The 21692-nt window shown below is 61.0% G+C and carries 20 protein-coding genes; 1 reads left to right on the top strand and 19 read right to left on the bottom strand.

The window, feature by feature from the left end; translation table 11 throughout:
- Positions 1 to 231: 231 nt before the first annotated feature.
- The 16 genes from J2W49_RS03400 to rpsB form a co-directional block, all read right to left on the bottom strand.
- The gene (locus J2W49_RS03400) at positions 232 to 1005 is read right to left on the bottom strand and encodes a TrmH family RNA methyltransferase (protein ID WP_310311575.1); all 774 of its coding nucleotides are present in this window, start codon (positions 1003 to 1005) and stop codon (positions 232 to 234) included.
- A 193-nt stretch (positions 1006 to 1198) separates the two neighbouring features.
- Positions 1199 to 1834, bottom strand: a complete 636-nt coding sequence (gene rnhB / locus J2W49_RS03395) for a ribonuclease HII (RefSeq protein WP_310311573.1) — start codon at positions 1832 to 1834, stop codon at positions 1199 to 1201.
- Positions 1806 to 2948 carry a lipid-A-disaccharide synthase gene (gene lpxB, locus J2W49_RS03390; RefSeq protein WP_310311571.1) on the bottom strand — a complete coding sequence of 381 codons (1143 nt, stop codon included), beginning with the start codon at positions 2946 to 2948 and terminating at the stop codon, positions 1806 to 1808. The genes rnhB and lpxB overlap by 29 nt, the downstream gene beginning before the upstream one ends.
- 19 nt (positions 2949 to 2967) lie before the next feature.
- Positions 2968 to 3756 carry an acyl-ACP--UDP-N-acetylglucosamine O-acyltransferase gene (gene lpxA / locus J2W49_RS03385; RefSeq protein ID WP_310311569.1) on the bottom strand — a complete coding sequence of 263 codons (789 nt, stop codon included), beginning with the start codon at positions 3754 to 3756 and terminating at the stop codon, positions 2968 to 2970.
- A 22-nt stretch (positions 3757 to 3778) separates the two neighbouring features.
- The gene (fabZ, locus tag J2W49_RS03380; RefSeq protein WP_310311567.1) at positions 3779 to 4219 is read right to left on the bottom strand and encodes a 3-hydroxyacyl-ACP dehydratase FabZ; all 441 of its coding nucleotides are present in this window, start codon (positions 4217 to 4219) and stop codon (positions 3779 to 3781) included.
- Positions 4216 to 5268, bottom strand: coding sequence for a UDP-3-O-(3-hydroxymyristoyl)glucosamine N-acyltransferase (gene lpxD / locus J2W49_RS03375; protein ID WP_310311565.1), 1053 nt, complete (start codon positions 5266 to 5268; stop codon positions 4216 to 4218). The genes fabZ and lpxD overlap by 4 nt, the downstream gene beginning before the upstream one ends.
- Positions 5269 to 5284: 16 nt before the next feature.
- Entirely contained in the window at positions 5285 to 5746 is a 462-nt protein-coding gene (locus J2W49_RS03370) for an OmpH/Skp family outer membrane protein (protein ID WP_405000985.1), read from the bottom strand.
- 56 nt (positions 5747 to 5802) lie between these two features.
- Complete coding sequence (bamA, locus tag J2W49_RS03365) at positions 5803 to 8100, bottom strand: outer membrane protein assembly factor BamA (protein ID WP_310311562.1); 2298 nt, start codon at positions 8098 to 8100, stop codon at positions 5803 to 5805.
- A gap of 13 nt (positions 8101 to 8113) precedes the next feature.
- Complete coding sequence (rseP, locus tag J2W49_RS03360; protein ID WP_310311560.1) at positions 8114 to 9478, bottom strand: RIP metalloprotease RseP; 1365 nt, start codon at positions 9476 to 9478, stop codon at positions 8114 to 8116.
- A gap of 61 nt (positions 9479 to 9539) precedes the next feature.
- A complete protein-coding gene (ispC, locus tag J2W49_RS03355) occupies positions 9540 to 10718 on the bottom strand; it encodes a 1-deoxy-D-xylulose-5-phosphate reductoisomerase (RefSeq protein ID WP_310312170.1) in 1179 nt (392 codons plus the stop codon).
- Between the two features lie 13 nt (positions 10719 to 10731).
- Positions 10732 to 11565, bottom strand: a complete 834-nt coding sequence (locus J2W49_RS03350) for a phosphatidate cytidylyltransferase (RefSeq protein ID WP_310311559.1) — start codon at positions 11563 to 11565, stop codon at positions 10732 to 10734.
- Complete coding sequence (gene uppS / locus J2W49_RS03345; RefSeq protein ID WP_310311558.1) at positions 11558 to 12292, bottom strand: polyprenyl diphosphate synthase; 735 nt, start codon at positions 12290 to 12292, stop codon at positions 11558 to 11560. Before uppS ends, J2W49_RS03350 begins: the two co-directional genes overlap by 8 nt.
- 67 nt (positions 12293 to 12359) lie before the next feature.
- A complete protein-coding gene (gene frr, locus J2W49_RS03340; RefSeq protein ID WP_310311557.1) occupies positions 12360 to 12920 on the bottom strand; it encodes a ribosome recycling factor in 561 nt (186 codons plus the stop codon).
- 39 nt (positions 12921 to 12959) lie between these two features.
- Positions 12960 to 13670, bottom strand: coding sequence for a UMP kinase (gene pyrH / locus J2W49_RS03335; protein ID WP_310311555.1), 711 nt, complete (start codon positions 13668 to 13670; stop codon positions 12960 to 12962).
- Positions 13671 to 13863: 193 nt separating this feature from the next.
- The gene (tsf, locus tag J2W49_RS03330; protein ID WP_310311553.1) at positions 13864 to 14781 is read right to left on the bottom strand and encodes a translation elongation factor Ts; all 918 of its coding nucleotides are present in this window, start codon (positions 14779 to 14781) and stop codon (positions 13864 to 13866) included.
- A gap of 116 nt (positions 14782 to 14897) precedes the next feature.
- Entirely contained in the window at positions 14898 to 15653 is a 756-nt protein-coding gene (rpsB, locus tag J2W49_RS03325) for a 30S ribosomal protein S2 (RefSeq protein WP_310311551.1), read from the bottom strand.
- 469 nt (positions 15654 to 16122) lie between these two features.
- On the opposite strand from rpsB, the gene J2W49_RS03320 reads away from it, so the two are divergent.
- The gene (locus tag J2W49_RS03320) at positions 16123 to 17619 is read left to right on the top strand and encodes an NAD(P)H-hydrate dehydratase (protein WP_310311548.1); all 1497 of its coding nucleotides are present in this window, start codon (positions 16123 to 16125) and stop codon (positions 17617 to 17619) included.
- 25 nt (positions 17620 to 17644) lie between these two features.
- Here the strand turns inward: J2W49_RS03320 and J2W49_RS03315 are convergent, their stop codons facing one another.
- From J2W49_RS03315 to rnr, 3 genes are all read right to left on the bottom strand, one after another.
- Positions 17645 to 18196: a YggT family protein gene (locus tag J2W49_RS03315; protein ID WP_310311547.1), complete on the bottom strand. Its 552-nt coding sequence runs from the start codon at positions 18194 to 18196 to the stop codon at positions 17645 to 17647.
- Between the two features lie 155 nt (positions 18197 to 18351).
- Positions 18352 to 19209: a gamma-glutamyl-gamma-aminobutyrate hydrolase family protein gene (locus J2W49_RS03310; RefSeq protein WP_310311545.1), complete on the bottom strand. Its 858-nt coding sequence runs from the start codon at positions 19207 to 19209 to the stop codon at positions 18352 to 18354.
- Between the two features lie 158 nt (positions 19210 to 19367).
- Positions 19368 to 21665, bottom strand: coding sequence for a ribonuclease R (gene rnr / locus J2W49_RS03305; protein WP_405000974.1), 2298 nt, complete (start codon positions 21663 to 21665; stop codon positions 19368 to 19370).
- Positions 21666 to 21692 lie beyond the last annotated feature (27 nt).

The following is a 21692-nucleotide window of genomic DNA, read 5'->3' as shown; positions in this document are numbered from 1 at the left end:
TCCGTTTTCGCCGAGACGGGCCAGCCGGAACGACGAAAAAAAGACACTGAACCTGGACAGGAAGCCGGGCGGGCGCAGCGGGTGGCGCCGATTGCGGGTAAACCCCGGAATTATAGCCCGCAGTTCATGCCAAAGAGGCCGCGCCAGAGCAAATACCACCCCCGTCAGCCGTGCTTCCAAGCCCCAGATACCTGAGTCTGGAGGGTCACACCGCGCGCCTTCAGACCGCAGCTACCCTGGCGCGCCGACGGCACTGGCGTACAGGCAGATGGCGGCTGCCGCGGCGGCGTTGAGCGACTCTTCTCCGCCGGGTTGCGGGATGCGCACCGACAGCCTCGCCTGCGCTGCCAATGCCTCACCCACACCCTGCCCTTCGTGCCCCATCACCCAGGCACATGGGTAGGGCAGTTCTGCCTGCGGCAACAGGACGCCCTGATGGGAACTGGTCACCACCAGAGGCACCCGCAAGGCAGACAGGTCTTCCACCGACAAGCCTTCGACCAGTTGCAAGCCGAAATGCGCGCCCATGCCCGCTCGAACCACCTTGGGCGACCACAAAGCCGCTGTGCCTTTGATTGCGAGCACCTGCTTGAAGCCAAATGCAGCCGCACTGCGAAGAATGGAGCCCACGTTGCCCGCGTCCTGCAAGCGGTCAAGCACCACCGTCGCCTGCGCTGGTTGAAGCACGGGCGCTGAAGGCAGATCCCAGACGAAACCCACTTCGGCCGGTGACTCCAGTCCGCTGATGCTCTTCATCAATGACGATGAAAGCACATGGTTTTTTGAAGCCACATGACGAAGGTCTGGCGCCACCCGATGCCAGCCGTCCTCCGTGAACAGCGCCAGCGCAGGCTTGTGGTCGCGGGCAAGCAGAGCGCGGCAGAGATGGTCACCCTCCAGCCACACCTGGCCCTGTTTGCGGTACGCGGCATTGTCCTGCGCGAGCACGCGCAAGCGCTTGAGCAGCGGGTTGTCGCGGGATGAGATGGTGGTCGGGGCGTTCACTGGACTACCCTCCGTGCTGCGCACTGCGGGGCTGAGCGCCTTCGGAACGGCCGGGCGGCGCTCACTGGAGCACCTTCGCGCTGCGGGATGCGGTGCGAGCTTGCTGGGGAACGGCCCTGCGCGGCGCTCACTGGAGTACCTTCGCCCTTCGGGCTGCGGTGCGAGCTTGCTTGGGAACGGCCCGGCGCGGCGCTCATGGCTTGACCTGTGTGATGGCCAGCACCCGCGCGACCGGTGTGAAAGATCGCCGATGCACGGGCAAGGCGCCCAGCGTTTGCAGCGCCTGCAGGTGAACCACCGTTCCGTAGCCTTTGTGGCGATCGAAGCCGTAAGCCGGATGCTGCAGATGCAGTTCCTCGAGCAGGCGATCCCGCGTCACTTTGGCGATGATCGACGCCGCCGAAATGGCTGGCACCAGCGCATCGCCCGACACAATGGCCTCCGCCAGCACGTCCAGCGTCGGCAGGCGGTTGCCGTCGACCAGCACCTTGTTGGGTTTGAGGCGCAGCCCATGCACCGCGCGTTGCATTGCAAGCATCGTCGCCTGCAAGATGTTGAGGTGGTCGATCTCTTCCACCGAGGCCATCGCGATGCTGCAGCACAACGCCTTGGCACGAATTTCGTCGTAGAGCTTTTCGCGTCGCCTGGCGGTGAGCTGCTTGGAGTCGGCCAGGCCCTTGATGGGTTTGAGCTCGTCCAGGATCACCGCCGCGGCCACCACCGGCCCGGCCAGCGGGCCGCGCCCGGCCTCATCCACGCCGGCCACCAGACCGGGCACGTCCCAGACCAGGGAGGCCTGTTCAGCTTTGAAGAACTTTTTCGATCGCATCGGTGGCGAGTTGAGCGGTGTCTCGTCGCAGCGTCTCATGCAGGGCACAGAATCGCGCCTGCAAAGCGGTGACTTTTTCGGGGGCATCCAGCCAGGCCAGTGTGGCGCGGGCCAGGGCTTCGGGCGTTGCGGCATTCTGCAGCAACTCGGGCACAACGAACTCGCCGCACAGAATGTTCGGCAAACCCACCCATGGCTGCAGCTGTTTGCGGCGCATGATGTGCCAGGATAGCCGGTTCATGTTGTAGGCGATCACCATCGGCCGTTTGAACAGGGCCGCTTCCAACGTGGCGGTGCCGCTGGCGATCAGCGTGACATCGCAGGCGGCCAACACAGTGTGCGACTGCCCGTCAACCAGGCTCAGCGCGTCGCCGAGGCCGCTGTCCGCAGCCAGCCGGGCAATGCGCTCGCGCAAAGCGGGCACCGCCGGCACCACGAATCGAAGCCCCGGTCGGGCTTCGAGCATTCTGGCTGCGGCCGCAAAGAACCTTTCGGCCAGATACTGGATTTCCGAAGCCCGGCTGCCCGGGAGAATCGCCACCACGAGGTCGTCGTCCCGAAGGCCCAGCTTGCGCCTTGCGGCCGCCCGATCGGGCTCCATGGGGATGACATGTGCGATCGGATGGCCCACGTAGGTAGACGCGATGCCATGTACGGCCAGCAGCGCTGGCTCGAAAGGAAAAATGCACAGCACATGGTCGGCTCCACGGCGCACCTTCTCCACCTTCTCGGGCCGCCACGCCCAGAATGAAGGACAGACAAAATGCACGGTGCGCACACCCGCGGCCTTGAGGTCCGCTTCCAGACCGAAATTGAAATCGGGTGCGTCCACGCCGATGAACAGCGCGGGCGGTTGTGCCAGAAGCCGCTCACGCAAGCGCTTGCGGATGCGAAGAATGCCCAGCAATTTGGGCAACACCTCCAGATAGCCCCGAACGGCCAGTCGGTCGCTGGGCCACCAAGCATCGAACCTCTGTTCGACCATGCGCGGGCCGCCAATGCCGGCGGCCTTCAGATCGGGCCAGCGCTGGCGCATGGCTTTCAGCAACAGGCCGGCCAGCAGGTCTCCGGACGTCTCGCCTGCCACCATCGCAATCCGGCGTTGTCCTTCCATGGATGAGAGCGGCAAACGTTCAGCGGGCGATGCCGCGGGTCGATGAGGCCAGAAAGCGGCTCATCATGTCCACGTCAGCAGCAGCTTCCGGAATATCGTTCGCCAGTGCCTCGATGCCGCTGCGCGACTGCTCAAGGGTGAGGCCCTGGCGGTAAAGCAGTTTGTGCATCTGCTTGACGGCGGCGATGCGCCCGGACGTGAAGCCGCGTCGGCGCAGACCCACGATGTTGAAGCCGCGCACCGCGAGCGGATTGCCATCCACCAGCATGAAGGGAGGCACGTCCTGAGAGACGGCACTGGCAAATCCGATCATGGCGTGTGCCCCCACCGATACAAACTGGTGGATGCCCGTCAAGCCCCCCACCGTGACCCAGTCGGCCAGATGGACATGGCCCGCCAAAGTGGTGTTGTTCGCTAAGGTGGTGTGGTTGTCGATCAGACAGTCATGGGCGATATGCGTGTACGCCATGATCCAGTTGTCATTGCCGACCCGCGTGACGCCGCCTGCGCCAGGAACACCGAGGTTGAACGTGCAGAATTCACGAATGGTGTTGCGGTCGCCAATGAGCAGCTCGGTGGGCTCGCCCGCGTACTTCTTGTCTTGCGGCACTGCGCCCAGCGAGTTGAACTGGAAAATCCGGTTGTTCTGCCCGATCGTGGTGCGACCTTCGATCACGCAATGCGCACCAACGGACGTGCCCGCGCCAATCTTCACATGGGGACCAATCACCGTGTAGGGGCCAACGGTCACTGAAGCGTCGATTTCCGCGGAGGGATCCACCAAAGCGGTGGGATGAATCTGAGTCACAAGGCGCACTCCGGCAAAGCGCTCAGGAAACGGTGCGCATGGTGCACATCAGCTCTGCCTCGCACACCACTTCGCCATCGACACGGATGACGCCTTTGAACTTGTAGATGCCTGACCGCATGCGATCCAGTTCGACTTCCATGACCAGTTGATCGCCCGGCTCGACCGGTCGTTTGAAACGTGCCGCATCGATGCCGGCAAAGTAGTACACGGTGTTGTCATCCATGGTCACACCCGCTGTATCGAATGCCAGCAGTGCGGCCGCCTGCGCCATGGCCTCCAGCATCAGCACACCCGGCATCACGGGACGATTCGGGAAATGACCGCCAAAGAAAGGCTCGTTGATGGTGACGTTCTTGATCGCCTTGATGCGTTTGCCCTTCTCGATCTCGAGCACCCGATCCACCAGCAGGAAGGGGTAACGGTGCGGCAGTTGCTTGCGGATCTCGTGAATGTCCATCATGATTTTTGGGTCTGTTCTGATGCTTGTGCGATCGCTTGCTCGACGGCCTTGAGCCGTTCTCGCAAGCGGTTGAGCTGTTTCAGGGAAGCGGCGTTCTTTTCCCAACTGGCATTGTCGTCGATGGGAAACATGCCGGTGTAGTGACCTGGCTTGCTGATCGACCTGGTCACCACCGAAGCGGCCGAAATGTTGACGCCATCAGCCAGGGTGAGATGACCGAGCACCACGGCACCGCCGCCAACGGTGCAATGCGCCCCGATAACGGCACTGCCCGCCACACCCACGCAACCTGCCATCGCAGAATGGGCGCCCACGTGCACGTTGTGACCAATCTGGATCAGGTTGTCCAGCTTCACGCCGTCTTCAATCACGGTGTCGTCAAGAGCGCCGCGATCAATACAGGTGTTTGCGCCAATTTCGACATCGTCACCAATACGGACCGCGCCCAGCTGTTCGATCTTGACCCATGTGCCCTGGTGGGGTGCGAAGCCGAATCCATCGGCCCCGATCACGGCTCCTGAATGAATCACACCGCGGGCACCCACCACACAGCGATCACCCAGCACCACGCGAGGATGCAGCCAGGTACCCTCACCCACATGGGCACCGGCACCCACCACGGCGTGAGCCCCGACCCGTGCACCTTTGGCAATGCGGGCCCCTGCCCCTATCACGGCAAAAGGCCCCACATCGACACCTTCTTCAATGACAGCATCGGGGTGAATGCTCGCAAGTGGATCAACGCGTGCTGCAGGGCGATGCTCGTGCGCACGCCGCCACCACTGAGTCAGTCGCGCGAAATAGAGATAGGGATCGTCGGTGACCACACAGGGCCCCCTCGCAACGGCTTGTGTCTGCAGCGCGGGCGGCACAATGACAGCCGCCGCCAGTGTTGAGGCCAGTTGGTTGGCGAACCTGGCATGAGAGACGAAGGTGAGATCACCTGCGGCGGCTGAGGTCACCGGAGCGAGCCGATGGATTTTGATTTCAGCAGGCCCCATCAGTGTGCCCCCGAGGGCATCCACGATGTCACCCAGGGACTTCGTCACGCCCACTCTCCGCGCGCTACTTGGCGTTGTTCAAGCTGCTCAGCACCTTGTCGGTGATGTCGTGCTTGGGATTGATGTACACGGCCTCCTGGATCACCAGATCGTATTTCTCGGCTTCTGCAATCTGCTTGATCACCCGGTTGGCGCGCTCGAGCACAGCTTGAAGCTCTTCGTTCTTGCGCAGATTCAGGTCCTCCTGAAATTCACGTTGCTTGCGCTGGAACTCCTGGTCCTGGGTGATCAGCTGACGCTGTCGAATCACGCGCTGACTCTCTGGCAGCGTGGGCGCCTCACGCTCAAACTTTTCCGAAGCAGACTTGAGTTGGGTTGCGAGATTCTGGACTTCCTTCTCTCGACGCAGGAACTCCTGCTCAAGCTTGGCCTGCGCGGCCTTGGCCAGCGAGGCTTCACGAAAAATCCGGTCGGTATTCACGAAGCCAATTCGGAAGTCCTGCGCCATCACGGACATCGCCATCATGCTGGCGATGACCGCGAGACCAGCTGCGCGAATCACTGAAAAAAAGGAGGCATTCATTAAAAGGAGGTTCCGATCTGAAACTGGAATTTCTGGATTCTATCCCCTGCAAACTTGCGGATCGGGGTGGCGTAGGCAAAGCGCAAGGGGCCGATGGGAGAGACCCAGCTCAAGCCGACGCCGGCTGATGCACGCATATCGGAGAAGCTGACTTTTTCTTTTTCTCCATAGACGTTTCCGACGTCAACAAATGCAAACATGCGCAAGGTGCGGTCGTTGCCTGCACCGGGGAACGGCGCAATGAACTCGGTATTGAGCACAAAGTTCTTGGCACCACCCACGTTGACCGTCTCACCCGTCGTGGAGCCAATCACCTCGGAGCGTGGTCCCAGGGTTCCCTGGTCAAAACCACGGACCGATCCAAGACCACCACCATAAAAGTTCTTCAGAACGGGGAAGTCACCGTTGATGCCTCGACCCACACCGATTTCACCGTTGAAGGCCAACGTGTATTTTCGAGTCAGTGGAATGTATTGTTGAAGTTGATAGTTGAGCTTGACATACCGTTTGTCGCTGCTGACGCCGAACTCGGTGTTGAAGCGTTGCAACCTGCCCTCGTTGGGCACCAGTGCACTGTCGCGGCCGTCCCGGGTCCATCCAATCGTGGCAGGTATGTAAGTCCCATCCTGATCGCGGTAGGCCACAGGCAGTTGGTTGCCTTCATCAATGCGGATGCGTTCAGCTCCGATGCCAAAAAATACGGTATCCCGCTCCGTAAACGGCACACCGAATCGCACACCCACACCTGGCGTCACGATGCGGTAGTCGCCACCCTGTTCGGTGTAGGGTCGGGTGGTCTTGTAATAGACGTCAAAGGTACGGGAGATGCCATCTGGCGTGAAATACGGATCGGTGGTGGTCAGCACGAACTGCCGGTTGAACTTGCTCGTGTTGACGTTGAGCCCCAGGTAGTTGCCCGAGCCGAACACGTTCTCCTGTTGAATGCCGGCAAGGAACGAGAGCTTGTCCGCCTGAGAGTAGCCAGCACCGATGGAGAGATTGCCTGTGGGCTTTTCCGCCACTGTCACCACCAGGTCCACCTGGTCCTGCGTGCCAGGGACTGGCTGGGAATCGATGCCCACTTCGGTAAAGAACCCGAGACGATCCACCCGGTCGCGCGACAGCCGAATGCGATCACTGTCATACCACGCGGACTCCAACTGCCGGAATTCACGGCGGATCACTTCATCCCGGCTGCGGTTGTTGCCTTCGACGTTGATCCGGCGCACATACACACGACGCTGTGGCTGCGCCCGCAGCACGAAAGACACCTGGTTGTTCACCCGGTCAATGTCCGGTACCGCGTCAACCTGTGCAAACGCATACCCAAATGCGCCGAAATAATCTGTGAAAGCTTTGACGGTATTGGCCACTTCTTCCGCGTTGTAGGCTTCCCCGGCCTGCAAGGTGACCAGTCGCTTGAACTCTTCTTCCTTGTCCAGATACTCGCCTTCCAGCGTCACCGACGACACGACAAAACGATTGCCTTCCGTGATGTTGATGGTGACGGACATACCATCTTTTTCAGGGTCGATGGCGACCTGCGTGGAATCGATTCGGAACTCCAGGTAACCACGCGTCAGATAGTAAGAGCGAAGCTTTTCCAGATCGGCATTGAGCTTCTCGCGAGAGTAGCGGTCGGATTTGGTGTACCAGCTGAGCCAGCCACCAGTATCCAGATCAAACAGATCACGCAGGGTGGATTCCGGGAAGGCCTGGCTACCGACCACGCGGATATCCCGGATTTTGGCCACGTCTCCCTCGACCACGCTGAAGTTGAGATTGACCTGATTGCGCTCGCCAGGCGTCACGGTGGTGGTGACTTCTGCTGCGTACATGCTCCTGTTGATGTACTGGCGCTTGAGCTCCTGCTCTGCGCGGTCAGCCAGCGCCTTGTCGAACGGACGCCCCTCGGTCAGGCCAATGTCACGCAGGGCCTTCTTCAGGACTTCGGCGTCAAATTCCTTGATGCCGGAAAAGCTCACATCGGCAACGGATGGGCGCTCCTCAACAATCACCACAAGAACGTCGCCATTGATCTGGAGACGGACATCGCTGAACAAGCCTAGGCCGAACAGCGACCGGATGGCGGTCGAACCCTTGTCGTCGTTGTACTGATCACCGATGCGGAAGGGGAGCGATGCGAACACGGTTCCCGGCTCCACCCGTTGCAGACCCTCGACACGAATGTCTCGCAGAGTGAACGGGTCCACAGCCCAGGCCGGGAGGGCAGACAGCATAGATGCGGCCAGCGCAGAAAGCGACAGGCTGCGCCAACCATTTTTGATTTTTTTCATGGAAAGGGTATGTTCAGCCCGCCAAACGGGCCACATCATTGAACAAGGCTACGGACATGAGTGCCATCAACACAACGACACCTCCGCGCTGCAGGCGCTCCATCCAGACATCAGATACGCTGCGCCCGGTCACACCCTCCCAAAGATAATACATCAGGTGCCCACCGTCCAAAACAGGCAATGGCAACAAGTTGAGCACGCCCAGACTCACGCTGATCAGGGCCAGAAACAGCAGATAGGAAGTGAGACCCAAGCTGGCCGACTTGCCTGCGTAGTCCGCAATGGTGAGCGGCCCGCTGAGGTTCTTGACCGATGCCTCTCCAATGAGCATGCGCCCCATCATCTTGAGGGTGAGCCACGACACTTCCCAGGTTCGGACCACGCCTTGTACCAGGCCGTCCACCGGACCGTACCGCACGACCATGAATTCAGGCGCAGCGCCGATGTAGGCTCCTATGCGTCCCACCGGGACACCGTCGACCAGTTCCGACGCTGGTGACACCTGGAGCGTGACGACCTGCCCTGCCCGCTCTAACTGCCATTCCTGATTCACCGGTTGACCGTCCGGGTTCACTGCGCTGCCGATCAGGGATCGCAACTGCTGTCCATCGGCGACGGGAACACCATCGACTGCGCGGACCTTGTCACCGGCCAGAAGCCCCGCTTCCGCAGCGGCGCCGCCTTCCACGACACCGCCAACCACAGGCGCACTCCAAGGCGCTGTGATACCCATGCGTTCAAACAGCTTCGCATCCACCTCTCGCACATCCAGTTGGCTCAGAGGCAACAGGACCTCGCGGGTGGGTGCGCCCTCTCCTTTCCCAACCCAGAGGGTCATGTCGTCGCCGGACAACGCCGCCTGTGTCAGACGCCAGCGCAAGTCGCCAAAGGATCCCATTTCCATGGGCTCAGCATCGCCAACAGCGGAACTGGCCACCCAGTCCCCGCTGACAATCCCGGCCTGCTGGGCCAGCGAGCCCGCAACCGGGCTGGCCAGAATAGGTTTGGGCTCTTCCACGCCGCTCCAGTTCACCACGGCATACAGTACAGCAGCGAGAAGCAGGTTCGCCACAGGCCCCGCCGCCACGATCGCCGCGCGCGACCGCAGTGGTTGGGTGTTGAACGCCAGGTGCCGTTCGGCCGCGTCGACCGGGCCCTCCCGCTCATCCAGCATCCGGACATAGCCACCCAAAGGCAATGCACACAGCACAAATTCGGTCGGGCTTCCTTTGCGCTGCCAGCGGAGCAAGGGCTTGCCGAACCCAACAGAAAAACGGAGCACCTTCACGCCGCAGGCCACGGCCACGCGGTAGTGGCCGTACTCATGGATGGCGATCAAGATGCCAAGCGCTACGACAAACGCAATCAGGGTAAGCATGGCAAGGTTTCCTAGGAGCTCTGAAGCGTGAAAAGGCGGGACTGGCAGGCTGCCGAGGTGTTCAACCTTGCACGCGCTGGATTTGCGCTTCAGCCATCGACCGTGCTTCCGCGTCGATGGCCATCAAGTCTGCAAGACTTGCAGGCTTGGAGGGCTGCAATGCCGTCAAAGTTGCATGGTTGACCGCATGGATCTGATCAAACCGCAGCCGACGATCCAGAAACGCCGCCACTGCGATCTCGTTCGCGGCGTTCAGGACGGCGGTGGTGCCTTCCGGGGCTCGAAGCGCATCCCAGGAAAGGAACAACCCCGGGTAGCGTACCGGATCAGGCTCCAGAAAGGTGAGCGACGCCAGGGTCGAGAAGTCCAGCGGCTGTGCACCGCTGTCCATCCGCTCCGGCCATGAAAGCCCATAGGCGATGGGCACACGCATGTCAGGTGTGCCCAACTGCGCCAGCACGGAGGTGTCCTTGAACTGCACCATCGAGTGGATGATTTGCTGAGGGTGGATCAACACCTTGATTTTCTCTGGTGGCAGATCAAAAAGCCACCTGGCTTCGATCACTTCCAGCGCCTTGTTCATCATGGTCGCTGAATCCACGGATATTTTCCGCCCCATCACAAAGTTCGGATGGGCACACGCCTGCTCGGGCGTCATGGCCGCCAGCGCATCCATAGGCGCCTGCCTGAAGGGCCCACCAGAGGAGGTCAGCCAAATGTGATCCAGTCTCTGAGGCCAACTGGAGGGATGCTCAGGCAGGCACTGAAAGATGGCCGAATGTTCGCTATCGATGGGCAGCAGCGTCGCACCGCCTTGCCTGACGGCTTCCATGAACAGGCCGCCCCCAACCACCAGGGCCTCCTTGTTGGCCAAAAGGAGCTTCTTTCCAGCAGCGGCAGCGGCAAGGCTGGGCGCCAGTCCAGCGGCGCCGACGATGGATGCCATCACGATATCCACGTCGGGGTCTTCGCTGACCTCGCACAGGGCACGCTCTCCGGAAAGCACTTCGACATCCAGTCCCAACTGAAGCACCCTGTGCCTTAGCTCGACAGCATGCGGTTCACTGACCATGACCGCATAGCGTGGCCGGAATTGCTCACATTGCCTGAGCAGCAACTCGACTTGGGTCGAGGCGGTCAGTGCATGGATGGCGAAGCGCTCGGGGTGGCGAGCAATCACATCCAGGGTATTGACGCCAATGGAGCCGGTTGAGCCAAGGATCGTGACGGTTTGGCGCATGTTCATGCAAATTTCACAACGAGACCAGCATCATGGCCAATGGCAGGACTGGAAGCAATGCATCGACCCGATCCAGAACCCCTCCATGACCGGGAAGCAATTGACTTGAATCCTTCACGCCTGCGCTGCGCTTGACCAGTGATTCCAGCAAATCCCCGACCACACTCATGGCCACAAGGAAGAAAAGCGAAACAGCTGCCCATAAAGGCCCCATCTGCCAGAGCCGGCCGTACAGGCTGGACCGATCGCCAAGGCCCCCGGCATCGGCCCATAGCCAGCAGGCGGCAAGCAGGCACACCCCAATCAGACCACTGATGGCACCTTCCCAGCTCTTGGCAGGACTCACCGACGGCGCCAGCTTCCGGCGCCCAAAGGCCTTGCCTCCGAAATACGCCGCCACATCAGCCATCCAGACCAGCATCAAGACCGACAGCAGAAACGCCAGCCCCAGCTGCCGCGCCTGCACCAGGGCCAGCCAGGCACAGCAGATCAGGAACAGCCCAACCCAGAGCCTGGGCAGGAAAGGCCAGTTCGACCACCCTGCCACGCCTCTGGCGAGCATGCCGAAAGCGAGCGCCACCCACAGCAGCCCGACCACGATCCAGCCCACTCTCCAGGACCGATCCAGGCCCCCCAAAAACCAGAAAAGCGCCATCGCAAGGCCCAGGAGCAGACCCAGGGCCAGGGACACACCGGGCCGACATCCGTTGAGACGGGCCCACTCCCAGGCGCCGGTCATGACCAGCAACAGGCTCAAGGCCGTAAAGGGTCTCGTATCAGAATAAAAAAGTGCCGGTAGCAGGACGGCCAGCAACAAGAGGGCTGTGATGATGCGCTGTCTAAGCATGGCAGCTGCCTGTCGGGACAGGCGCGGCCTCTTCAGAGGCACACTGCTCGGCCGTCCGTCCGAAACGCCGCTGTCGACCAGCATAGTCAGCGAAGGCCCGGTCCAGCTCGGCGGCATCAAAGTCCGGCCAAAGGCACTCGGTGAAATAGAGCTCGGTGTAGGCCGCCTGCCACAGCAGGAAGTTGCTGATACGTTGTTCGCCGCCCGTGCGAATCATCAGATCCGGGTCACTCACGTGTGCCATGGACATGGCCTGAGACAGGCTGGCTTCAGTGATCTCGATTCCTTGCGATGCCAGCCGCTGTGCGGCCTGCGCCACATCCCAGCGCCCACCGTAGTTGAAACACACGTTGAGGACCAGTTGGTCATTGTGTTGTGTCGCGCGTTCAGCACTCTCCAGCCCCTGCACCACCTTGTCGGAAAGCCCCTTCCGGTTCCCGGGAAAGTGCAGCCGAACACCGTTGGCTTCCAGCTTGGGTACTTCCCGCGCAAGCGCCATCACCAGCAGCTCCATGAGCCCGGAAACCTCGTCGGCCGGCCGGCTCCAGTTTTCTGAGGAAAAAGCAAAGACGGTCAGTACCCGTACCTTGCGCTCGAGACAAGCCGCGACCGTGTTTCTCAGGGCATCCACGCCCTGCTTGTGCCCGGCCACCCGGGGCAACCAGCGTTTCTGCGCCCAGCGACCGTTGCCGTCCATGACGATCGCCACATGCTTGGGGACCTGCATGGGCGGTACCGGGTTGGATGAAACAGGGACTGTCATCTGATGCTGTGCACGTTCAACGCTTTGTGCGTCAAACCGCCATGATGTCCTGCTCTTTGGATGCAACCAGTCTGTCGACCTCCGCGATCATCCGGTCGGTCAATTTCTGGATTTCTTCCTGCGAGCGACGATCGTCATCCTCCGAAGCGAGTTTGTCCTTCACGAGCCTTTTCACAGCCTCGTTGGCATCCCGGCGCAGATTGCGGATGGCGATCTTGGCCGCTTCGCCATCTCCCCGCACCACCTTGGTCAGCTCCTTGCGGCGCTCTTCCGTCATGGGCGGCATCGGCACACGAATCAGATCGCCCTGGCTGGAGGGGTTCAGTCCCAGATCAGATTCCCGTATGGCCTTTTCAATCTTTGCCCCCATGCCCTTTTCCCAAGGCGCCACGCCGATGGTGCGCGCATCAAGCAGGGACAGGTTGGCCACTTGCGAAAGTGGAAGCATGGAACCGTAGTAATCGACATGAACCGTGTCGAGCAGTAGCGGATTGGCACGGCCCGTGCGAATCTTGGTCAAGCCACTCTTGAAAGATTCGATGGACTGCTGCATTTTGTGCTCGGCGGTCTGGCGAATTTCAGCTGTACTCATATTGCTCCTCGATAGATCTCTGATCGGCAGTGGTCGGGATCACACGTGAACCAGGGTGCCCTCATCGCCACCCAGCACCACTTTGCGCAAGGCGCCGGGTTTGAAGATGGAGAACACCTTGACGGGCAGCTTCTGGTCTCTGCAAAGGGCAAAGGCAGTCGCATCCATCACCTGAAGATTGCGGGCCATGGCCTCGTCAAAGGTGATTGACGCATAGCGCGTGGCATTGGCGTCCTTGTTGGGGTCGGCAGAATACACCCCGTCGACCTTGGTGGCTTTGAGAACAATCTCTGCGCCAATTTCCGCGCCACGCAATGCGGCAGCGGTGTCGGTGGTGAAGAAGGGATTCCCGGTTCCGGCAGCGAACACGACGACTTTGCCCTCTTCAAGATACTGGAGCGCCTTGGGACGCACGTATGGCTCCACGACCTGCTCAATGGCAATGGCCGACATGACACGCGCCACGACGCCGGCTTTGTCCAGCGCGTCGGCCAGCGCCAGCGAGTTCATCACAGTGGCAAGCATGCCCATGTAGTCGGCAGTGGCCCGATCCATTCCGACCGACCCGCCCGCCACACCGCGGAAGATGTTGCCTCCACCGATGACGATGGCCACTTCGACACCCAGGCGCGTCACCTCGGCAATCTCTTCAACCATGCGCACGATGGTTGCCCGGTTGATACCAAAGGCGTCGTCACCCATCAGGGCCTCGCCCGAAAGCTTCAGCAAAATGCGTTTATACGCTGGCATGGTGACCTTCTGAATTTCGATGTTCAAATTTTTGAATCAACGAGTGTAGCGGGGCTGACTCTGGCTCGGGCTACCTATCGTTCTGTGCGGACCCCCGGCATGCCGAAGCCCCCTTCCCCAGGTCGCACGTGACAACGGGCCTTTCGGCCCGTTGATTCTTCCTGGCTCAGGCTGTCCGGGCCCTCGATCCGGATCAGGCGCCCTTGGCTGCAGCAACCTGGGCGGCCACCTCAGCGGCAAAGTCGTCCACCTTCTTCTCAATACCCTCGCCAACCACATAAAGGGTGAACCCCTTGACCGTCGTGCCAGCAGCCTTGAGCATCTGCTCAACCGTTTGTTTGTCGTTCTTGACGAAAGGCTGATTGAACAGCGAAACCTCCTTGAGGTATTTCTGAACGGCACCGTCGATCCGCTTGGCGGTGATCTCGGCGCTTTGCTCGGGCTTGCCTGCTGCCACCAGCTCCTTGTTGGCTTCATCGGCCTTGGCGGTCGCCACAGAGCGTTCACGCTCAATGAAATCGGCCGGCACGTCTGCGCTGGTGAGCGCAACGGGCTTCATGGCGGCAATGTGCATGGCGGTATCCTTGGCGGGCGTATCTTCCCCGTCAAACTCCACCACGACGCCAATGCGGGTGCCATGCAGGTAGCTGGCCAGCTTGCTGGCACCACTGTAGCGCTTGAAGCGGCGGAAGCTCATGTTTTCGCCGATCTTGCCAATCAGCCCCTTGCGCACGTCTTCCAGCGTGGGCCCGAAGGTTTCCTGAGAATAGGGCAAGGCGGCCAGCGCTTCCAGATCGGCGGGGTTGTGCTCAGCCACCAGACGGGCGGCAGCATTGGCCAGATTCAGGAAGCTGTCGTTCTTGGTGACGAAGTCGGTCTCACAATTGACTTCAATCAGCGCACCGGTGGTGCCATCGATATGGCAGGCCACCACGCCTTCGGCCGTCACACGGCTGGCAGCCTTGCCAGCCTTGGTGCCCAGCTTGACCCGCAGCAATTCTTCGGCCTTGGCCATGTCGCCCTCGGCTTCAGTCAACGCCTTCTTGCACTCCATCATGGGCGCATCTGTTTTGGCACGAAGCTCTGCCACCATGCTTGCAGTAATCGCCATCTTCATTTCTCCTTGATCTGCCTCACGCGATGAAGCGACGGCAGACATGTCATGTGATTCGTTAAAACTTGTGAAAAAGGGGCTACTTGAGCCCCTCTGACTCACGCGGGCAGCAGTCAGGCCGCTGCGCCATCCTTGACTTCGACGAATTCGTCGCTGCCTTCTTTTGAAACCGCCTTGACGACGTCATTCACCGCATTGGCACGGCCTTCGAGAATGGCATCGGCAATGCCACGGGCATACAGCGCCACAGCACGTGCCGAGTCATCGTTGCCAGGGATGACGTAGTCGATACCGACGGGCGAGTGGTTGGTATCCACCACACCAACCAGAGGAATGCCCAGCTTTTGAGCTTCCAGCACGGCAATTTTGTGGAAACCCACGTCGATGACAAAGATCGCATCAGGCAATGCAGGCATATCCTGGATGCCGCCAATGTCCTTCTCCAGCTTTTCCATCTCGCGAGCAAACATCAGCTGCTCTTTCTTGGTCATGCTTTCCAGGCCACCTTCTTTCTGGGCTTGCATATCCTTCAGACGCTTGATCGAGGTTTTGACCGTCTTGAAGTTGGTCAGCATGCCACCCAGCCAGCGCTGGTCAACAAACGGCACGCCCGCGCGACGCGCTTCCTGGGCCACGATGTCGCGCGACTGGCGCTTGGTGCCCACCATCAAAATGGTGCCGCGATTCGCGGAGAGTTGACGCACGAATTTGGCAGCCTCTTCAAACAAAGGCAGCGTCTTTTCGAGGTTGACGATGTGGATCTTGTTGCGATGGCCGAAAATGTACGGGGCCATCTTGGGGTTCCAGAAGCGGGTTTGGTGGCCAAAATGCACACCAGCTTCCAGCATTTCGCGCATGGAGATAGACATAGATTAACGTTCCAGAGGTTGAGTCTTAAATCCGACCCTGATCACCTTGCATCCACACTCACTTGGTCTGGACGCTGAAAGCGACACCCGGTTGGGCCGGTTTGCGATTTGCCTGGCCTCGTGCTGCACCAAAAAAGTGCCAGCTGCACAAGGCAAAGCCAGTCGAGTATAGCATCTGCTGCCCAGGCACGTACCCAGTCATGGTCGACTGGCGTGACGGGCTGCAGTACGCGTTGAGCCTGCGACGGGCTAAGCTGTCAGGATCAGCAGCCCTTTTGTCGATGCCGGACAGACATTCCATGCACTTCCCGCTCCTGCTCATTGCACCCGACGCCTTCACTTCCCCGTCTCACGGGAGGCCAGGTTGATCCGGCGCGTCGCCCTCGATCGGGAAGAGGCACTCTACGGCCTTGAATCCACCCGGCATTGGGAACACCTCGCCGCAGGCCGCCTTCCGCCGCACACCCTCATGGCACGAGCCGGCCTCGCCATTGCTCAGTTGTCGCGCGCGGTTCAACCCCATGCCCGGTGCATCTGGGTGGCATGCGGCCCCGGCAACAATGGCGGCGATGGTCTGGTGGCTGCGACACACCTGCACCAGTGGGCGCAGTCAACAGGGAACGGGGTGCGCGTGATCGCCACCCATGGCAGCGCAGACCCTGCCTTCAGCAAAGTGTTGCCGCCTGATGCACAGAACGCATTGGCAGCGGCGCGCACGGCTGGCGTGTTGATTCAACTTGAACCCCCTGCACAGTTCGACCTGGGCATCGACGCACTGCTCGGCATGGGCGCAAGCGGCCCTCTGTCTGGCGTGATTTCGAAGACGCTGAGCCACCTGCGCCATACCTCGTCCCCCGTGCTTTGCGTGGATCTTCCCAGCGGCCTGCACGCGGAAACCGGTGAGTTGCAACCCTTGCTGGCCGACCCATCAATTGCAACGCCTCATCAGGCAGGACCCAGATACACCCTCTCGCTGCTCACACTCAAGCCGGGCCTGTTCACAAATGACGGGCGGGATGCGTCGGGAAAGATCTGGTTTGACGACTTGTCAGCGGTCCCGCAGCCAGACACACCGCCCATGGCCAGGCTGTATGCAGAGGCGCCGCACACGACGTTGCAAGCCAGAAGGCCCCATTCGAGCCACAAGGGGAAGTTCGGCGACGTTTTGATACTGGGAGGACAATCGATCGCGGGCAGCGGCGTCGGCATGACGGGCGCGGCCATCCTCGCCGCAACGGCTGCCTTGCACGCCGGCGCCGGCCGGGTGTTTGTGAGTCTGCTGGGCGAGGCACCGGGTTCTGAAATCCGCTACGAACCCCACTCGCCCGAACTGATGTTTCGCGCCCCACAGCGCATGCTCGAATCTGACTTGCCAGACAGCGCCACCGTCGTTTGCGGATGTGGCGGCGGCGAAGCGGTGGCGGCCGTTCTGCCTTCCGTACTGACCAGATCACGGCGCCTGGTGCTTGACGCCGACGCCCTCAATGCGATTGCAAAAGATCCGGCCCTGCAGGCGCAACTGACGCAGCGTTCACAACAAGGATGGACGACCGTCCTGACACCCCACCCTCTCGAAGCAGCGAGGTTGATGGAAACCAGCACCGCGTCGGTGATGCGAGATCGCCTGGCTGCAGCCCAAACACTGGCCGATCGGTTTGGCGCCATTTGCGTGCTCAAGGGTTCCGGCACCATCGTGACTCAGCCAGGAGACACACCCTGGATCAATGCCTCTGGCAATGCACGTCTCGCCACCGCAGGCACGGGCGATGTGCTGGCGGGCATGATTGGCGCCGCACTTGCGGCTCCCGGAGGTTCACCGGAGGGCGATGCAAGACACAGGGTTGCATCTGCCGTGTTTCAACATGGCAAGCTGGCAGACAGCTGGGCCGAAACCGGCCATCCATGCGACATGATGGCCATCCTCACCGCAGGCGAGTTGGCCCGGCGGGTTCGCCCATTCTCCTGAGATTCACCAACGAGAGCGCAGCGAGTCAGGCGATCAGCATCAAGCCCACCTGCAGCAGGATGATCAGCACGAGCACGGACAGATCCACCCCTCCGATGGTGGGTATGACTCGGCGCACGGGGCGCAAGATCGGCCCGCAAAGGCGGTCAAGGGTCGCCAGAATCGGGGACTGAGGCTGAACCCACGACAGAACCGCATACACCAGCAGAAGCACCATCAGCCCCTGCAACAGGCTGCGCAGCACCAATTTGAAGGCAAGCACGGGAATGGCCATCACCAGAGCGGCCGGCGACACGGCCACCGTGTTGAAACCCGTGGCCAGCATGATCCACAGTCCGCCGTAGGCCAGTGCCATCAGCACCACAGCCATCAGGCTGCCCCAGTCGACGCGGCCCTGGGCCATCCCACGGGGCAGGATGCGCCGCACGGGAGCCACCAGCCAGTCTGTCACGGCCATCACGAATCGACCTGGCTGGGCCCACATGGGGACGCGCAAATGGTTCATCCATGCCCGCAACAATCCTGCCGCGACCAGAAAGAAAAACAGCGTATCCAACAGGAATAGAACAATGCGCATGCGATGGAAGGGTTTATTTCGGTCAGTCGGACGGCGAGTCGGGCTGAATCACGGCCAAACACCACCACAGCAGTTTACCGAACGCGGCTCTCGACAGGAAAATGGATGAGGCTTCAACAAGCCGGATTCGATGTGTCGTCCAGAAACGGCAGGCATCAGGCAAGCCGCAAAGGTGGACGCGGCACTCTCGGGTCGGGCTCGCGCCCTGCTTCGAGGCGGACCAGCGCTGCCGCCCGTGATGCCTGCAGGAAGTCGAGCATGATCGGTGAGCTGTCGGCCAGCGCATGCCGCCCATGATGGAATTCCGGGTGCCATTGAACGCCTCGCGCGTAGGCATCGCCGGTCCATCGGATGGCCTCGACCAGACCATCCAGCGTGGACACCGCCTCCACCACCATGCCTTTGCCGAGCTCGGCCACTGCCTGATGGTGAATGCTGGTGACGGTCAATTGCGAGGACTTGGGGTACAGCTTCGTCAGGGCAGATCCCTGAAGGAAAGTTACGTCGTGTTCGAGCTGATCGTAGAGCTCTGTGTCGACGTGCGCATGAGCTGCAGGGCATTGGGTGGGAATGTCCTGGTACAGCGTACCGCCAAAGGCCACATTAAGCAGTTGAGCCCCCCTGCACACGCCCAGCACCGGCTTCTTCTGGGCGAGAAATGTCCTCAACAGGGACAGCTCGTATTTGTCCCTCACCACATCACCCTGCCATCGTTCATCGATGGGGGTCTGGCCGTAGGTCTGTGGCGCCACGTCTGCGCCCCCTTGCAGGACAAGCGCATCCAGTTCCTGCACCACGTGATCCACCTTGAGGTGTCGGGCCGCGTGCTTGCTGTCGTGGGCCACGGCAGGCACCATGAAGGCAACGGCTCCATGCTCCATGATCCAGTGCGCCAGCGACTGTTCGATGTATTGCAGATACTTGTTCCGAAAACCGAGTTCCTGTGGCACCTGGTAGAGCAAGCGCGCCGATACGCCGATGCGCAAGGGTCGCTCGCCGGAACTGCTGACCACTTTTGGCTTGCTCGTCGCCTCCGCTTTCCCCGCTTTGACGACCCTGGGGGCCTCGCGTGTCCCGGAAGCTGGCGACCGGACGTCGCGAGCGGTTCGCTTCGCAGGCGCCCGCGCCGACGTATCACCCATTGTCTTCCTGTCGCTCACGCCCCCACCCATCACCTGCGACTCTTTCGAGCCTTTCCAGAAGCGCTTCTCGCAGTGCCCCGGTCCGCCTTCTTTGCACCAGAAGACTTGCGACTTGCCGGCAAAGGCTCCTTCGCTGAAGGCGCCGAAAGCTCGTTCTGGCGACCCGGCGAATGGGAGGATGCCCCTCCTCCTTTGGCGCGGCGCGGTTTGCCCTGCCTGCCCTTGGCTTCACCAGCGTCTGCCACACCACCCTTGTCGCGCATGGCTCGCAACACGAGATCGTCATCACCGGAAACCAGCCGGAAGTCAATTCGCCGTCCATCCAGGTCCACCCGGCTGACCTGAACGTTGACCCGAGATCCCAGGGCGTAGCGTATGCCGGTTCGCTCTCCGCGCAGTTCCTGACGCGCTTCGTCAAAACGGAAGAACTCGCCGCCCAGTTCGGTGATATGCACCAACCCTTCTACATACATGGCGTCCAGCGTGACGAAGAGACCGAAGCTGGTGACCGAGCTGACCACACCGCTGAACTCCTCACCCAGGTGTTCGCGCATGTACTTGCATTTCAGCCAGGCCTCCACGTCGCGACTGGCTTCGTCCGCGCGACGCTCGTTGGCGCTGCAATGCAGACCAGCGGCCTGCCAGGCCAGCGTGTCCACCGACGGCTTCTTCGCAGGCTGGTCGCCAGCGGGCTTGGCCCGGCTGGCCAGGCGCTTGCTGAGCTTGGCGTGCGCCTCGCCGGGCGTTGGCAATTGGGGCAGTTGGTAACGCTGCTGACTCAGGATGGCCTTTATGACCCGATGAACCAGGAGATCGGGGTAGCGCCGGATCGGACTGGTGAAGTGGGTGTAGGCCTCGAAAGCCAGCCCGAAGTGCCCACTGTTGACGGGCGTGTAAATGGCCTGCTGCATGGATCGCAGGAGCATTGTGTGAATCTGCTGAGCCTCCGGGCGATCCTTGGTGGCATTGGCAATGAGCTGAAACTCCGAAGGCTTCGGGTTGTCGCTGATGGTCTGCGGCACACCCATGGCCTTGAGGTAGTTGCGAAGGATTTCCTGCTTCTCCGGCGTCGGGCCTTCGTGCACACGGAACAGGCCTGCCTGCTTGCCCTGGCTGATGAAGTCGGCCGAACACACATTCGCCGCCAGCATGGCCTCTTCGATCAGTTTGTGGGCATCGTTGCGGGTGCGTGGAATGATCTTCTCGATGCGTCCCGCGTCATCGCAGACGATCTGGGTCTCGGTGGTTTCAAAATCCACTGCCCCCCGCGCCTGGCGTGCCACCAGCAAGGCGCGGTAAACGTCATGCAGGTTCAACAGGTAAGGCACCAATGCCTTGCGCTGTGCGGCCTCCGGGCCTCGCGTGTTCTGGAGAATAGCCGCGACTTCGGTGTAGGTGAACCGCGCATGACTGAACATCACGGCAGGATAGAACTGGTACGCGTGAACCTCACCCTTGGCATTGACCAGCATGTCACACACCATGCACAGGCGTTCTACACCGGGGTTGAGCGAACACAAACCGTTGGACAGCTTCTCTGGCAGCATCGGAATGACGCGGCGCGGGAAGTACACCGAGGTCGCCCGGTCATAAGCATCCACATCGATGGCCGAGCCGGTTTGCACATAGTGGCTCACATCGGCGATGGCCACCAGCAGCCGCCAGCCCTTGCCCCTGCCCACTTTCGCGGGTTCGCAGTACACCGCATCGTCAAAATCGCGGGCGTCTTCACCATCGATCGTCACCAACGGGACGTCCCGCAGGTCGACGCGGTTCTTGTGATCGACAGCGCGCACGTGGTCTGGCAGAGCACGGGCCTGGGCCATTGCCAGATCTGAAAATATGTGAGGCACACCGTACTTCCGAACCGCAATCTCGATCTCCATGCCGGGGTCGTCGATCTCACCCAGCACCTCCTTGACCCGCCCCACGGGTTGCCCGAAAAGCGCAGGAGGTTCGGTGAGTTCCACCACCACAACCTGTCCGGTCTTTGCGGTGCCCGTGGCGCCTTTCGGGATGAGGACATCCTGCCCGTAGCGCTTGTCTTCCGGCGCTACGAGCCAGACACCACTTTCCTGCAGCAGGCGCCCGATGATCGGCGCCTCCGAGCGCTCCACGATCTCGGTCACTCGGCCTTCAGGCCGCCCTTTTCTGTCAAGGCGCACGATCCGTGCCTTGACGCGGTCCTTGTGCAGGACGGCTCGCATTTCATTGGATGGCAGATAAATATCTGCCTGTCCATCGTCACGAATCACAAAACCGTGCCCGTCACGATGGCCGGACACGACACCTTCAAATTCTGCCAACAGGCTGTTTTTTTCGTTCACTTTTTCTCTGATATACTTCTGGTTTTC

It is taken from the genome of Hydrogenophaga palleronii, assembly GCF_031457455.1.
Classification (GTDB): Bacteria; Pseudomonadota; Gammaproteobacteria; order Burkholderiales; family Burkholderiaceae_C; genus Hydrogenophaga; species Hydrogenophaga palleronii_A.
This window is presented reverse-complemented; position numbering and strand designations above follow the sequence as displayed.